Source organism: Massilia sp. Soil_C_3 (genome assembly GCF_057657035.1).
Genome location: NZ_JBDGJG010000001.1, coordinates 12,640 through 28,730 on the forward strand (window position 1 = coordinate 12,640; position 16,091 = coordinate 28,730).

Genomic DNA, 16,091 nt, shown 5'->3' on the forward strand with positions numbered 1-16,091 from the left:
CCGTGATTAGTATAAATAAAATAAGCGTAAAACAGTGGGAAATTGTTCCGTATGCGGGCAGTGCAAAGCCTCCAAGAAAAATATTTTGGGATAAATTAGACTTTGATAACCTTGGGACAAAGCATCAACGAGAATACTTTAAGAAAAGTGTGCGGGAGCTGTTGGAGGCTTTGGTAGTAAGCTCGGAGGCGAAGATTGGGGCTTTGAGTCCGCTTACCGCCCGCGCCAAGCAAACAAAACTTTGGGCATTAGCCACTTGGATGGCTAAAAAAGATATTTGGCTATTCAGTGATTTGACTTCGTGCGCCATAACAGAATATATCCAAGAGGCGATAGATCGCGCAAATGAATCTGAACGGAAGATCCGTACTAAGACAATAGAAACTATTATTGGATTTTTCAGAGAAATATGGCTGGTGCGTCATACCTACACTTCTCCTATGTGCACAGATCCAGACAGCATCCGTGAGCTGTCAAATCTCGCCAAAGAGGGTAGTGATCTTGTGCGATGGACGCCGATTCCGATCGAGCTGGCGATACCTCTTATCAAAGATGCACTGGTATGGATAAGGACTGGTGGACCAGCTAGCGTCCGATTAATGGAGCAAGTAAAACTTCAGGTTGGTTCCACTGTAGGGAAGACGCGAAAAGAGGCATATCGTATGACTGCGCGTGCGTATGAAACTATTTCGAAGAGCGAGGAATATCGTGAATTAGCTGACTTAGTCGGCATGAATGACAACGTGGTTACCGTTTTGCGATCGGCATCGAAATTAACGGATGGTGCCGTTATCGTGCTTATTCTTCTTTTAACGGGTGTACGGATTAGTGAGCTAGCATCACTCCAATGCGGCTGTGTAACTGAGACAATGCACGACACCGGCACTAAATATTTATACATGGGTGGAACCGCCGCAAAAAAAAGAGGGATAGAACGAAGGTGGGTAATCCCGCAAGTTGTTATGGATTCGATTGCGTTGCTGGAAGCACGGCAAGGATGGCATCCCGGCTCAACAGAGCGTTCTGCGCTGTTCATTAGTTTTGCAGGCAACGGCGCTAGCGTTCGGCCAACGACAAAGGTGACTGTCACATCGACAACGACGTTATACAAGCTATTCTGCAAATTCGCGTGCTCCTCTCATCGAGCCGAGCCGTATCCCGTGGGCCGCCGATTACATCCGCACCAAGCTCGAAAAACGTTTGCCCGGTTTGTGATGTGTCGGGATAAACGCGCACTTGGTGCCCTGGTTCAACACTACGGCCACCTTTATGCAGCTGTTCTGGATAGGGCCTACGTCGGTAGTGATATAGAGATTCAAGAGATATTGGATGAAGAAAGCCGCGCGGATCTTGCAGAAGGGCTGATGGACCTGCTTACGAGCAAAAGACTAGGGGGCAAAGCTGGACGCGCCCTTACCGATGTACGAACAAAGGTACAAGCTAATCCTCAGTTTATGGGAAAGACGGCAATCGAGAAGGTTGTGAACGGAATGATATCCCAAGGGATGCGACTGGCGCCATGCGACTGGGGATATTGTCTTTACGATCAGGAAATGTCAGCATGCAAGGGTGGCGCAACAGGCCCTAACCCGGTTAACCGATGCCCTAGTACATGTTCAAGCTGTACGAACTTTGTAATTACAGAGAAGTACCGACCATGGTGGGAGGAGAGGTTCAAAAGGGAAGAACGATTCTTAGACCGGTCTGATTTGCCTGAGCAGACAAGGATGCTCGCAACTGGAAGAATTGAAGAGACATCCAGGGTATTAGTAATGCTCAACAAGTTGCCTGTAGAAGGTTCAATTATGGAAGACCAAGAATGAGAGATCCTTTCGATTCGGTAGCAGAAACAATTCAACTAAGGGTTGCCAACGCCCTGACATATCTGCTCAATGAGCAACCTGGTCAATATATTTCGATTTCCAAAGTGTGCAGAATTGCGGAGGTTAGCAGAGCGAATTTATATAGCTCACATCGCTCTCTTGTTGATCAAATTCATTCGGTGAACAAAGAGCTTAAGGCTCAGCAGCCCACTACTGTTGAACGAGCGCGAGAAGAAATTTCGGCAGAAGACGTGAAAACCCTGCAAAAAAGAGTTAAGACGTTAGCTTTTCTATGTGTAGAGTTACAGCTCAAGAACGATGAATTACTGTCTCGTTTAGCAGTCCTGGAGAAATCTGCAAAGAAAAAATAAATGTTTATTGACGCGCAAGTTCAATATATCAGGCAACTAAGGGCGCCTCATGAAGTCTTTGACGTACTTCCAACAGGTGGAGGAGTATGCGAGCGAAAGTAATCGTCTGGCGCGTGTCCTTCGGCGCTTAACGGATACGCTGTCTGCGCGTTGGTGAAGCCGCCCAAGGTTGGTTCACCAATCGTCACCCTCAGCCGAGCCTTTCGCGTGACTCGACGCTGTGGCGTGCAATGGGTGTGAGGATTCCTTCTAAGGCAACCAGACTCAATGTGTTTTGCAAATATTGGCTTGATCGGTAGGTAGATGTTTAGACTCGTGGGATCATGTACCCATCCATAGTTGGTTGTTCTTCAGGCCAGACACGTTTTGTGGACACTGTTCCAATCCGACTTTTCACTGGCCACTCAATGACCCAGGTGCTGCACAGCTAAGCTCGTACTACTCATCTGATCCTTGAGGAAATCAGGAACTCAACGCTTTCGCAAGCCTAACTGCGAGGATGTACAACATCACCCGCCAGACCATCCGGAAGTGGCAAAATCGCGAGTCTCCTAAAGATAGGTCGCACGCTCCGAACAAGATGTACACGACGCTCACGCCCGAGCAGGAGCTCATCGTGGTGAAACCGCGCAAGACGCCGCTGCCCACTGGCGGCCTGCTGGCGGTCACGTGCGAGTTCATCACAATCCTGCCATCTCGCGTGCCGGCTTGGGACGCTGCCGCGCCGTCATGGCGTCTCCGACCTGCGTGACCTGGTTAAACAGGGAGACACTGCGCCCGCCACGAAAACACCTTAGAGGACGACGAGCCGGGCTTTGTGCACATCGACATCAAGTACCTGCCGCAGGTGCCCGACGAGACGGCAAGGCGCTACTTGTTCGTCGATTCGATGGGCGCATCAGCGACATCGTCAACCAGATCCGATTTGGCTCAGCTGCCGAACTAAATCAACGCTTCGCGATTACGTCAAGATCTACAACTAGAGTATTCCGCAACGCGCCCCCAATACAAAACGCCCATTCAGGCATTCAAGGAATGGCAGGAAAAACAACCTGAATTGTTCAGGAAAAGAGTTTATAACTAGCCGGGTCTTGACATTTAGCTTGCCTGCGCGTTCTCTTTTTAGAGGCACATCACGAGGTTTGGGTAGACCTCGTAATGCCATAGTTTTCGGGGCTGAGTTCGTGAGCGCTAATTTCTGTCGTTATCCTGCTTGCGCCCCAGGCTATGATCAGTCACAGTACAAAAAATCCCAAGTTTTAATGTGAGGTCTTTTCAACACCATAGTTGTAGAGCGGAGTAGGGTGTTCAAGGACTTGGGCTAGCGCTATGTGATGACGTAACCATCGGCGTATGAGGTTGGAGGCATCGGTTTCTGTCAATATGTGGCTTCTGACTAGGCAGCGGTTGCGCGCCCCAGATGGGATTTTCTTGTTTTGAAGCCGAGCCGTTCTATTGCCATAATGTTCGGGGCAGGAAGTATTGTTTGAACACGTAAGCTCGCGTTCTGATGTTGCGCAGAAGAAATTATTCGGTTTTATTCGACATCCAATAAAACCGAATAATTTCTTCTGTGAAACAAAATTCTGCAGCCTCCGCTGTTGCAATAACTTTATTCAATTTGGTTCTTGCTTAGACCGTGGTTCCAAAGTGGCTTTTGGTTTAGTATTGTTTTTTCGGTTTTTAGCGCTTGACGGTGGAATATATGAGGTTGTTAGTCTTATCTGATCTTCACTTAGAGGTTTGGCGCGATCATGTGCCTCGAATCGATGTATCGATTAGTAGGCCTGACGTCGTGATTCTTGCCGGTGATATTCACACGAAATTTCGTGCACCCTCCTGGGCTATAGAAAACTTTCCCGGCTTGCCGGTAGTCTACGTTGCTGGCAACCATGAATTTTATGGAGAAGCAATTGAAAAAGCAGGAGAGGCAATCGCCCAGGAATGTGCCCGCCACCCCAACGTACACTATCTTGACTGTGGAGAATACATTTATAAAGGCGTTCGTTTTCTAGGCGCGACTCTCTGGACTGACTTCGCCCTGTTCAGTCCTGATCGCAAGTGGAGTTCAATGCTCGACGCTCGAACTGTAATGAATGACTACCAACGTATCAGGGTCGCAACTGCCGGGTACAGGAAACTGCACCCGCAAGACACTGCTCGCCTGCACACCGCACAACGAGCATGGCTTCAAGAAAAGCTTGATGAACCGTTCACTGGGCGTACGGTTGTCGTTACCCACATGGCGCCATCAATGCGCTCGGTTGCTCCTGAATATGCAGCGGATCCAGTTTCGGCTGCATTCGCTTCGAACCTGGACGACTTGGTAGTGAAGGCTAACGTTTGGGTACATGGCCATACGCATAGTAGTTTCGATTATGAAGTGGAAGGATGCCGCGTCGTAGCCAACCCTCTCGGATATCTGATGCGGAATGGCGGTGCTGAGAACGAGGATTTTGATCCAAATTTCATTGTTCAGCTAGAACCCTGACGTCTTCCATGTCGGCACCACATGTACAAGGTTGCCCGCTACATAGTTTATCTAAAGTTCTTTAGATAAACTATGTATCAGAGCGCTAACAATCCCCCCTATGGCTGTCGCCGCAATCTGAGGCGGGAAAGAACTCAGCAATATTCCCCCATGGCTCGGCCGCATTGTAGGAGGTGTTTAGTTCCATATACGGAACCTCCAGAATATCAGGGTCATACATTGGGGGGCGGACATAATTATCAGCGAAGTTCATGCTGCATTGGGAGGCATCATCATGCAGCGAATGATGTGTTCGGCATACCAATGGCCGATCATCGTAAACCGAGCACTTGTTCTCCACAAGGAACGGGCACGGTTTTCCATTGAATTTGTCGCCGTCAAGCGCGATTTGATCGAGCGGCCGATAGGGTAAGCGAACCATCTTCCGCCCAGTAACTTCGGCTAGACGGATCGCCTCGTGCTCGTAGATCATCGTATTCATGTGACAGCAGGCGCTACAACCTGGCTTACAAGCCATGTACGGTTCAAGCGCCGCCGTCACACGGTTGGCGATCGCTATCATCTTCTTGCGCTTTGACTTCGCGCTCGCGTTCTCTCTTATGATTCGGCCGAGGATCTGCCCGATCTGCTCGGGCATCATCCATGAATGGCTGTCAAGTAGTGCCTTCATTTTTGCTTGCGCCGACTCGGAGTCTATCTGTTGCTGCTCAAAAAGCGCAGCTTCTAGTCGTTTGATTAATACATCGGCAAGCTGTGCGGCCTCTTCACTCCCATCATTCAGCAGACCTTCGAGCGCCTGCTTAATTGCGTCCAAAGTTGCTGCATTCAACACAAGGAAGTTCCTTTCAAACTTACGGTTGCGCCACGTATTAAAGTGGGAAGAGTGTGATTCTACGTTTTTCGTAGAGAAAGGTCTAATGAAACCTACGATTATCGTAGGATGCCTCCACGCAACAAATTTTCGAACATCATCTTTGGCCGGCGCCTGAGGCAGCTGCGGCAACTTCGTAAGCTGGCACAGGACGAACTTGGCGTTATGGCTGGCTTAGAAGAATCTTCTAGTAGCGCAAGAATGAGTCGTTACGAGAGTGGCATCCACGAGCCACCTTTTCAGTTCGTCGAGGCTCTGGCACGGGTGCTGAACGTGTCGCCAGCATATTTTTTCTGTCCTGATGACCGCTTGGCTGACCTCATCCTTATCTACTCTGGTGTGCCTGAGTTGAAACGTTGTGCGCTTCATAAAGCTGCTAAAGCGCTTTTAGAGTGAGCATTCCCGAGACATATAGAACATAGAGTGCGTGAACTCGTGGCGATTCAGTCGATTTATTTTGCATTTCGGATGTTGGCTTTAGGCATCGACATCTGGTTATAATGAAGTTGCACGAATCGCCAGCATTCCAACTGCCGCAACGTGACAATTGGTTATATTTTTCTCGGGCAAGCGGCCCACGGGTAGTGCAATGGCGGCGTTTTCAAACACAGATCGGCTAGAGATCGGGCCACACCAAACGTCGTCGTCGCGACCTCAGGTGCTGAGGACAGTCCGATGAATGCTCCAGTCATTATCGAGACACCGCCGCTCGGTCGGCTTTTCAGAATGGCGGTTGTAGGTGGGGTTGAGAGCGCAGTACGTCTCCATGTCGAGCGGGGCGACAACCTCAACGCTCGGGATGCCAACGGTCTGACGCCATTGATGCTTTCGGCTGCCCGAAATCACCTCAACGTCTGCCGACTGCTCCTTGAGGCCGGCGCCGACATTACACTCTTATCACCGTTAGGTGAGACAGCGTTACACATTGCGACCGCAGCAGGGGCAGAGCGAGCGGCCGACGTCATCCGCCTGCTCGAAAGTCAGAAAGCAGCCTCGCCTGAGCTGGCACCCGGGCACGTGCGCACCATCGAAAGAGTCGGCAGTACCGTATCGGCGGTGTTACGTGAATCCACAGCAGGGAACGAGACCGGTAGAACGTCCGAGTCAACGCTGCGGTCCGATGTGTCAGAGCCGTCCCCGGCGGTTGAGAAGCAATTCGAGTTCGACCTTGAAGGATGGGAGCCAGAAGAAGAAGCCATACCTCCTGAAGCCGATCAGTTAGTACTGGCCGCGCTTCGTTCGGTTCAGAATGCGCTTACCGATTTCGACGTTGTTGACTCTTCGGCAGATTGGGCCGAGGTCGAAGTTGACCTACCGATCGCGGCCGTGCCTAGAGTCCGGTCAGACGTTACTAATTCAGATTTCAGGATCCAGACATTGCTGCTGCGCGCGATGCATTACGGCCGGGTCTGGCAACGCGACATCGAGGCGCTGTCGGTCAGTGCCGACGGGGCTCCGGATCGGGATATGGAAGCCATCCTTTCGATGGCAGTGAATGGCGTTGGAGCAGAGATCACTGACAGCGAGGTGGACTTCGAACCGTCGGGTCAATGCGATTGCACCGTCGGGATGGAGGCATCGGCTCACGACGCACTGCTGGACGAAGCGCTTTCTTTCATTGCCGGAAATGTGGCCAGACGAGCTGATCCGCTTCGATACTACCAGCGGGACCTCCAGCGTCAGAAGCTGCTTACAGCCGAGCAGGAAGTCGCGCTCGCACGCACGCTGGAATTCACGATGCAGGGCGCGATTGATGCTCTAGCAGGATGGCCACACGGGCTGATCCTTGTATTGACTGCCGGCCGACAGGTTGATGCCGGCGCACGAATTCCAAACTCGTATTCACGCGGGGTAAACGAGAATTCTCCAGATCATGCAAATGTCTCGGGTGATGACGAATCTGATGCGAACGGGACCGAATCCCAGGATTGCGACAACGAGAATGATGATCAGCCATCCGTGTCGTCAGCCTCGCAGGCCGCCATTCTTGACGACCGATCCGCGCTATCGAGGCGATCGTTGGACCAGCTGGAACATCAACTCTCCAACGAATTACCTGCTCGTTCGGCTGATGCATCGGTACCGGAAATACTGTCTTCGCTAAGGCTGAATCATCAGTTTCTGTGCGAACTCGCTGAGGCGGCGTCGGTGGACGAAAGCAAGGGTGCAAGCCGCTTTCTGTCGGCATTCGATACCTACTGCCTAGCTTGGGAACAGATGGTCCTGGCCAACATAAAGCTCGCCTTCAATTTCTCACAGAAGTACCTCTACAGCGGCGAGCCTCTGGACGACCTCACTCAGGAAGGCAATCTCGGCCTGTTCAAGGCGATCGAGCGCTTCGACTGGCGAATGGGAAACAAATTCTCGACGTATGCAACCTGGTGGGTCAAACAAAGCGTCGGTCGACACGTCGCTGACAAATGCAGGACGATCCGTATCCCCGTCCACGTTCATGCCGATCTTCAGCGCATGCTCTGGGACGTCCAGACCTTGGAATTGGAATGCGGCCATCCCCCTGGGCTGGATCAAATTGCTGCCCGCACCAAGATGCGCCCCGAAAAGGTTGCCCTGCTTCAGCGCCTGGAGGAAATACCGAAATCCATCGACGAAGTACGTTCTGCTGAATTGATGAGCTCCTGCGACACGCCGGGATTCGTTCTACCTGATCCAGAAGACGTCATTGCGGAGTTTCAGCTCGGTCAGGTGATCGACCGTGTGCTTTCAACGCTGAACCCTAAGGAAGAACAAATAATCCGGCTCCGGTTTGGCATCGGTGTCGAGGAAGCGCTCACGCTTGAGCAGGCTGGCAGCCAGTTTGGAGTGACGCGAGAACGCATTAGGCAAGTTGAGGCTAAAGCGCTGCAGAAGCTCCGACACGCCAGCCGCATTCATGACCTGTCGCTCGCATTTCGAGGAACGCGGGCGGCCGTTGAAGATCTGCTGCCATCTGTCGCCATTAGGTCTGCCGCAAAGCGTTCCGTCAATGGCGATCGATCGCAAGACCAGGAAACAGCTGACCGAGCATTTACATCCGATCTGGACGAAACGTTCGTCGTGGAGAGGGCTTCCCCCGAAGGCCACCCGACGCCTGATTTGGCGCAGCAACAACACCTATCGCCGCCTCAGGTCCCCATTCCTGAGCAAGGCGCAGAAATGAACGGGTCATTCCGACATCGCCGTGAAAACGGTCTCGCCAAGCTCATTGCGCAGGCTGAGGTACTGGGCGTGACGGTCGATGATGACCGAGTTGGATCTACCGGAAGGATATGGTTTCGGGTTCCAGATTCATCCGATCGGCGGTACCGGAGTCTCGTTCGCAACATTGTTTCGGCCGGGTTCGAGGCATGGCCTGGGAAGGGTTATTGGAAATGACGTCGAAGACACGCAATGCGCCACCACGGGCCAGTGCCATGCTGGAATCGCTGAGAGGTCTCGGCTACTCAACTGCAACGGCCCTTGCGGACATCATCGACAACAGCGTCTCCGCCGGGGCTGCAGAGGTACGCGTCGACTTCACCTGGGCAGGGCCTGGTAGTCGAATTCGTATTCTTGACGACGGCCGAGGAATGAGCGACGCCGAGCTCGAAAGCGCAATGCGATTGGGCGACCGGGATCCGCTTGCCCTGCGGTCCTCCAGTGATCTCGGCCGATTCGGAATGGGTCTGAAGACGGCATCGCTTTCGCAATGCCGTCGCCTTACCGTAGCTACCGCGAAGAATGGAGTGCCCAGCTGTCTGCGCTGGGATCTGGACGAGCTTGCGGCCAATCCCGACGGTGGTTGGCTGCTTCACGAAGGTCCGGCCCGCGGCTCGGAGCCGTTCGCTTCTCTGGAAGGCAGAAGCTCAGGGACCGTGGTCCTGTGGGAGATCATGGACCGAATCGTCACCTCCGGCTATTCCGCAGACGACTACCTGACATTGATCGATGATGTTGAGGCCCACTTGGCGATGGTCTTTCACCGGCTGATCCAGGGGCCGCACGCACGCTTTCGGATTGTACTGAATAATCGTGCTGTCAAGCCATGGGACCCGTTCATGACAGGCCACGCATCCAAGCCTTGGACGTCCCCGATTGCCCGTCATTCCAGCCCTGACGGTGTCGTGGAAGTGCAGGCACATGTCATGCCTCATCGTGACAGGCTCACGGTCGCAGAGTTCGACGCGAATGCTGGCCCGAAAGGTTGGACTGCACAGCAGGGATTTTACGTATATCGGAACGAACGGCTACTCGTCGCCGGAGGCTGGCTGGGATTGGGCAACGCGAAAGCATGGATCCGTGAGGAGGCCCATCGATTGGCCCGGATCCGCCTCGACATAGCCAACACCGCTGACGCGGCCTGGAAGATCGACGTGAAGAAGTCCACCGCAAAGCCGCCAGTATCCCTGCGCCCGTGGCTGACGCAAATCGCCGAGGACACGCGAGCCCGTGCTCGCAGGGTATTTGCATATCGAGGCAGTCCCGTCCCGGGTCAGAGAAGCGCTCCAGTCGGACAGGCCTGGACCATCGACCGGCTGAAAGGCGGAATGCGCTATCGGGTCGATGAGGACCATCCCTCAATTGCCGCGGTGCTCGACAGCTCAGGCGCCTTGCGTCCCATGATCCGGGCGATGTTGCGCGTGATCGAAGAGACCGTCCCCGTACAGAGGATTTGGCTGGACACTGCAGAAAACAAGGAAACTCCACGGACCGGTTTCGATGGTCAGCCAAACGATGCGGTAATCGAGATTGCTACGGTGCTCTTCAATGACCTGATCGAAACGAAGCAGCTGAGTATCGACGAAGCACGCAAGACACTGCTGCGAACCGAACCATTCCACAAGTTTCCCGCGCTTGTCGCGCAACTCGGGAGTAAAGAATGATATTGACAGAGGATACGGTGGGAAAATCCGAAGTGCTGGAAAACGTGATCGCCACTGCGCAGCGACTGGTGAAAGCGGAGAAGGACGAGTCGAAGATCACGGCGGCTTTCATCGTAGAGAAGGTTGCGCGTGCTGCCGAGATGTTCGCTACCGACGACTTCACGCTGGTGGATCAGCAGTTGGCGGTGACAACCCTGATCCAGCGTTTCAGCCATCGGATTGGCGCGTCCACAACGCTGAAAGACAACACTGGTCACAAGGACTGGCTCACGGCTGGTCGAAAGAAGGACTGGCGGTACTGGCGCCGTTACCGCGATTATCTTGAAGCGAAACTGGCTGAGAAGGTCGTTGATGGTCTCGACAATGCAACGGACGACATCCTTCGTCTTCTGGAGGATCCTTCGCGTAGCGATGCATGGGACCGGCGCGGCTTGGTGGTTGGGCATGTCCAGTCAGGTAAGACCAGTAATTACTCCGGGCTCATCTGCAAGGCTGCTGACGCGGGCTACAAGATCATCATCGTTCTCGCGGGCACGCATAACAATCTGCGCTCGCAGACTCAGATGCGTCTAGAGGAGGGCTTTTTGGGATATGAGACCACTGTAGACAGGTCGCCCGGGATGCCGATCGGAGTAGCGCATTTCGGCGATGACCTTAAAACGAACTCGGCCACCACGCGCGCGGATAACGGCGATTTCAACAAGGCAATTGCCAAGCATTTTCACGGCATATCGCCGGAGGAGCGACCGTGGCTGTTTGTGGTGAAAAAGCAGAAAACCGTTCTGACTGCCTTACTGAATTGGATACAGTCCAGGGTCGCGGACACCATGATCGATGGCAGAAAGGTGGTCACGAAACTGCCGTTGCTGGTCATTGATGACGAAGCCGACAACGCATCGGTCGATACGGGCGAGGTAGCGGTGGATGAGGACGGAAATCCGGATGAAGAACATCAGCCCAAGACCATCAACAGCCTGATTCGCCAGCTGCTCCACGCATTCACTCGGAAGGCATACGTCGGATATACGGCCACCCCATTCGCGAACATCTTCATTCACCATAAAGGCACTACGAAGAAAGAGGGACCTGATCTGTTTCCGCGTTCGTTCATCATCAACCTGTCGGCGCCATCGAACTACGTGGGACCTTCCCGTCTGTTCGGCGAGCTGACGAAGGAAGGACGAATCGGAGCACTCCCGCTCGATCGGCCGATTCTCGATTATTGCAGCAAGGATGAGACTTCCGGGTGGATTCCCCCCAAGCACAAGAAGACACATGTGCCGCTTCATGACGGAATGGATACGGTTCCGCCATCGCTTCAGGAGGCGCTTCACGCATTCGTCCTGGCCTGCGCCGTTCGTGAGTTACGCGGACAGGGCGACGCTCATAGCTCGATGCTGATTCACGTGACGAGGTACGTAAACGTGCAGGATCACGTCCGGCGGCAGGTTGAAGAATCCATCCGCAGCATGCGTCAGAAGATCAGCAGGGAAATCGGTGCCGATACCCTGCTGGAAAAGCTGAAGCATCTCTGGGATGGAGATTTTTTAGAAACGCACACTGCGGTATGCGAACTGTCTCCTGCAGAGGAGCGCCCGACCGCACTTCCATCGTGGGATCAGGTGCTTCAAGTGCTTCCTGACGTGCTGGACGACGTCCAGGTCCGCTCGATCAACGGCAGCGCAAAGGATGCATTGGACTACGCGACACCAGGTGCAGCTCTCAAGGTTATTGCCATCGGCGGTGACAAGCTGGCGCGGGGGCTTACGCTGGAAGGCCTGTGCGTCAGCTATTTCGTCCGCACCACCAAGATGTATGACACCCTGATGCAGATGGGGCGCTGGTTCGGATATCGTCCGGGATACCTCGATCTTTGCCGGCTGTACACGTCGCCGGACCTTGTGCGATGGTTCGGCCATATCGCCGACGCATCAGAGCAGCTTCGTGAGGAGTTCGATTTCATGGCAAGTGCAAAACTAACTCCCGAACAGTACGGCCTCAAGGTGATGTCCCATGGCGTCCTTACTGTCACCTCGCCGGGAAAGATGCGAAGTGCCGAGACGCTTTCCCTGACGTACAGTGGCACCCGACCACAGACGATCCTCTTCCATCGCAAGGCGACGATTCAAAAGATCAACCTTGACGCGGCCGATACCCTTTTAGGTGCGTTGGGCGCCCCTCATGTCGTCGGGCCGGAATACGATCGCGCGGGTACCGTCGAATCCTGGCCGAATTCCAGACTCTGGTTGAATGTTGAAGCACCAGCGGTTCTGGCATTCCTTGGCTCGTATGTAACGCATCCGAGAGCGACCACTGCCAAGACGGCAGTGCTCGCCGAATTCATTGAAAAGATGATCGAAACGGGCCAGTTGACTCATTGGGACATCGCTCTGGTGGCCGAGGGCAGGTGGAAAGAAAACTTCACCTTTCCTTGTGGAGTTGCTGTCGAGTCCCTCCCTATGCGCAAAGTGGAGGATCCCGACGAGATCACCGATAGGGACGCCGACAACTTTGCTATTGGCGTGTTGACCGACCCGGCCGACGAAGGAATCGACCTTGATGATGACGCGTGGAAAAAGGCTCTCGAGATCACCAGGGCAGTCTGGAAGGAGGACCCTCCACGTAACCGGTTGAACGAGCCGACGGTCCCGAGCGGAAAAGGTATGCGGGTCGCCCGCAAGGAGCTTGGACCCCACAGGAATCGTCCGCTGCTCATGCTTTATCCACTGGCTCCTTGCTCCACCACACCAGGCTGTCAGATCATCCCGGATTGGACGGATCCGATCATGGCATTTGCGATCGCCTTCCCCGCCAGTGACAATCCAATCGAAGTTGAATATGAAGTGACCGCACTGTACTGGACGCAGGAATATGGCCCGGCAGAGTGACGAATTTCTGCTTGCATGGTCATCGCTAGCTGGCAATGATCATGAGGCTGGCTGGCAGACGATCTCGATTGCCCCTGCCGGCCCGTTGCTGTTGAGCGCGGGACGGCACGCTCAGGATGACTGTGAAGCATTTCTGGTCGGGTTCACGGACATCGCCCTGGGGGCTGCGATCACACTGCCGGAAGGGCAGGGCTTTGCCGTGCACCGCGTCGATACAGGCGATCGATCAATCCTCTGGCTTGCACTTACTCGCAGGATCGACGGAAGTCCTGATCTCTTCCTTGACATGGCTTGCAATGTGGCGGGAGCACTCGACGAAGCCGCGACAACGGGTGCCTCAGTACGCAATCTTCTCAGCGTCTTCATCGGGCGCGTAGGCGCGTGGCAGGAATTCATGCGTCGCGGACAGAGGACCATAAGTGCCGAATCCGAGGTCGGCTTGGTCGGCGAACTGTACACACTATTGGAGATGATCCATGCAGGCGTGCCAATCGGCATCGCGCTGGAATCGTGGGTGGGGCCCCTCGACGGAATTCAGGACTTCCTGCTCGGGGCCGGCGCACTCGAGGTCAAATCCACACTCGCAACGAAAGGATTTCTTGCACGTATCGGATCGCTCGATCAGCTCGATGACTCAGTCCGGCAACCGCTGTTTCTGATCGGGATGCGTCTGTCTCCGACCGAATGCGGTCTTGCGCTGCCGGACCTGATCAACGTAGCGCGCGCAACCGTCATGCAGGACGCTGCCGCCTTGGGGCTGCTCGAGGACCGTCTGGTTGCAGCCGGCTATCTTGATACGCAAAGTGAACGTCATGCTCGACGATACAGCCTGTCAGGCATTACCGTCATTGAAGTGGATGAAGGGTTCCCGAGACTCACGGCCGGGGGCGTTCCGCTTGGCGTTCGCAGTGCCGTTTACGAAATCGACCTTGACAAGGCACCCGGTGCGCGAATCGATATCACGACCGCATTGAACAAACTTGGAGTTATCTGAGCATGAATTTGCAAGACTTCCTGCGCGAAACGCAGGCCGGCGTCCGATCGCAACTACGAGACGGAGCCCTTTATGAGGAACTGGTGTTCGCCGGGATCGTTATGGATCACATGGCCGAAATCGGAATGACGTTTGAACCAGTGGAATGCCATTACGAAGGCAAGATGGGCAACGCGAACCTAAGGCTCAGCGGCTATGCTGTTTCGGACGACAACGACCAGCTCGATCTCTTCGTCAGCCTGTATGAAGGTGTCGACGAGCCTACTCCTGTACCTGATGCGGAGACGAAGACCGCCGTCGAGCAATGCTTGCGCTTTTTGACGCTGTGCGCCGAAGGGAAGATGGCGCTGAAGCTTGATCCATCCAGCGACGTGCGATCGCTTGCGGAGACCCTGCAAGCAATCTACAACGAGCTCGAGCAGGTAAGGGTGTACGTTCTCACCGACCGGGTCGCAAAGTCCAAGAATTTCAAGACCAGGGACATCGGTGGCAAGGCGGTGCGCCTCGAGGTCATGGACATCGAGCGCCTTCACCGGCATTGGTCGGAGGGCAAACCGAGAGACGAACTTGTCGTCGACTTCAATGAGGTATCTGGAGCTCCTCTACCTTGCGTCTATGTCCCTGGCGCGAACGATGACTACGACTATGCATTGACGGCCATCCCCGGTGAGGCGCTACGGCTGCTCTATGAGAGATTCGGCGCACGCCTGCTGGAGGCGAACGTCCGCTCCTTCTTGAGTGCGAAGCGTAAGGATGTGAACTCAGGAATCCAGACGACCTTGCGGACCACACCTGAGCGCTTCATGGCTTTCAACAATGGCTTGGTGATCGTTGCGGACGAGATGCGGCTGGGCATTACGAACGACAGTTCCGCTGGAATCACGTATCTGAAAGGGCTCCAGATTGTCAATGGAGGCCAGACGACTGCATCCCTCTATTTCACGAAGAAGAAGTACCCGGACACCGATCTTCGCGCGGTGAGGGTGCCCGCCAAGATCATCGTCATGCGCACTGACGATGCAGTGAAGGAGGAAGCACTCGTGTCGGACATCTCGCGGTTTGCCAACACGCAGAATGCGGTCAAGCAGTCCGATCTCTCCGCCAACAAGCCTTTCCATGTCGAGATAGAAAAGCTGTCGCGGTCGATCTATTGCCCTGATGGTGTTAGTCAGTGGTTCTATGAACGTGCAGCAGGAAGCTACAACACACTTCTGGCACGGGAAGGTACCACCCCAGCTAAGTTGAAAGCTTTGAAGGAGGCGATTCCGACAGCACGGCGTCTGACCAAGACCGATCTGGCGAAATGCCTGACCGCATGGGACCGGAAACCCGACATTGTCAGCCTTGGATCGCAGAAGAACTTCGAACGTTTCATGGCGGGATTGACTAGCGATGAGGGCAGCGAGATGCAGGTGCCCACGGTCGCGGACTTCAAGGCAATGATCGCGAAGACCAAGCTCTACAGGGATTCACAGAAGCTCTTACGACCGATGTTCCAGGCATTCCAGGCAAACGTCACTGCATACACGATCGCGGTATTATCCGACAAGCTGGGTGATCGGATCGATCTTGAGCGCATCTGGGCCAAACAGTCGGTCTCGCCGGAACTGCTCTCGCAGATTGCTGTCTGGGCTCGGGAGGTCAATGACGTGCTTCACACGACGGCAGGTGGAAGGATGGTGTCTGAGTGGGCGAAGCGGCCGGAATGCAAGGACGCAGTGATGGGTGCTAAGTATTCAGCGTCCTCCGCGAATATTCCTGAACTGAAGCCGGCTTGATCGTATTTTTCCACGG

The 16,091-nt window shown here is 54.3% G+C and carries 10 protein-coding genes and 1 pseudogene; 10 read left to right on the forward strand and 1 reads right to left on the reverse strand.

Going from position 1 to position 16,091, the window contains the following annotated elements; genetic code table 11:
• Positions 1-2 precede the first annotated feature (2 nt).
• From AC3A6F_RS00060 to AC3A6F_RS00075, 4 genes and pseudogenes are all read left to right on the forward strand, one after another.
• A complete protein-coding gene (locus AC3A6F_RS00060; protein ID WP_487677834.1) occupies positions 3-1,823 on the forward strand; it encodes a site-specific integrase in 1,821 nt (606 codons plus the stop codon).
• Complete coding sequence (locus AC3A6F_RS00065) at positions 1,820-2,194, forward strand: hypothetical protein (RefSeq protein WP_487677836.1); 375 nt, start codon at positions 1,820-1,822, stop codon at positions 2,192-2,194. Before AC3A6F_RS00060 ends, AC3A6F_RS00065 begins: the two co-directional genes overlap by 4 nt.
• 446 nt (positions 2,195-2,640) lie before the next feature.
• A pseudogene (locus AC3A6F_RS00070) lies at positions 2,641-3,278 on the forward strand (transposase family protein).
• Positions 3,279-3,899: 621 nt separating this feature from the next.
• Positions 3,900-4,685: a metallophosphoesterase gene (locus AC3A6F_RS00075; RefSeq protein WP_487677838.1), complete on the forward strand. Its 786-nt coding sequence runs from the start codon at positions 3,900-3,902 to the stop codon at positions 4,683-4,685.
• 85 nt (positions 4,686-4,770) lie between these two features.
• Here the strand turns inward: AC3A6F_RS00075 and AC3A6F_RS00080 are convergent, their stop codons facing one another.
• Entirely contained in the window at positions 4,771-5,517 is a 747-nt protein-coding gene (locus AC3A6F_RS00080; protein WP_487677840.1) for a YkgJ family cysteine cluster protein, read from the reverse strand.
• Positions 5,518-5,625: 108 nt separating this feature from the next.
• On the opposite strand from AC3A6F_RS00080, the gene AC3A6F_RS00085 reads away from it, so the two are divergent.
• The 6 genes from AC3A6F_RS00085 (at position 5,626) to AC3A6F_RS00110 (ending at position 16,075) form a co-directional block, all read left to right on the forward strand.
• Positions 5,626-5,952 (forward strand): helix-turn-helix domain-containing protein, encoded by a 327-nt coding sequence (locus tag AC3A6F_RS00085; RefSeq protein WP_487677842.1) that lies wholly within the window; start codon positions 5,626-5,628, stop codon positions 5,950-5,952.
• 279 nt (positions 5,953-6,231) lie between these two features.
• Positions 6,232-8,928 carry a sigma-70 family RNA polymerase sigma factor gene (locus AC3A6F_RS00090; protein ID WP_487677844.1) on the forward strand — a complete coding sequence of 899 codons (2,697 nt, stop codon included), beginning with the start codon at positions 6,232-6,234 and terminating at the stop codon, positions 8,926-8,928.
• Positions 8,929-8,966: 38 nt separating this feature from the next.
• The gene (locus AC3A6F_RS00095; RefSeq protein WP_487677845.1) at positions 8,967-10,415 is read left to right on the forward strand and encodes an ATP-binding protein; all 1,449 of its coding nucleotides are present in this window, start codon (positions 8,967-8,969) and stop codon (positions 10,413-10,415) included.
• Positions 10,412-13,303 carry a Z1 domain-containing protein gene (locus AC3A6F_RS00100; RefSeq protein WP_487677847.1) on the forward strand — a complete coding sequence of 964 codons (2,892 nt, stop codon included), beginning with the start codon at positions 10,412-10,414 and terminating at the stop codon, positions 13,301-13,303. Before AC3A6F_RS00095 ends, AC3A6F_RS00100 begins: the two co-directional genes overlap by 4 nt.
• Positions 13,287-14,297, forward strand: a complete 1,011-nt coding sequence (locus AC3A6F_RS00105) for a PD-(D/E)XK motif protein (protein ID WP_487677849.1) — start codon at positions 13,287-13,289, stop codon at positions 14,295-14,297. Before AC3A6F_RS00100 ends, AC3A6F_RS00105 begins: the two co-directional genes overlap by 17 nt.
• Before the next feature lie 2 nt (positions 14,298-14,299).
• Positions 14,300-16,075 (forward strand): AIPR family protein, encoded by a 1,776-nt coding sequence (locus AC3A6F_RS00110; RefSeq protein ID WP_487677851.1) that lies wholly within the window; start codon positions 14,300-14,302, stop codon positions 16,073-16,075.
• Positions 16,076-16,091: the final 16 nt, after the last annotated feature.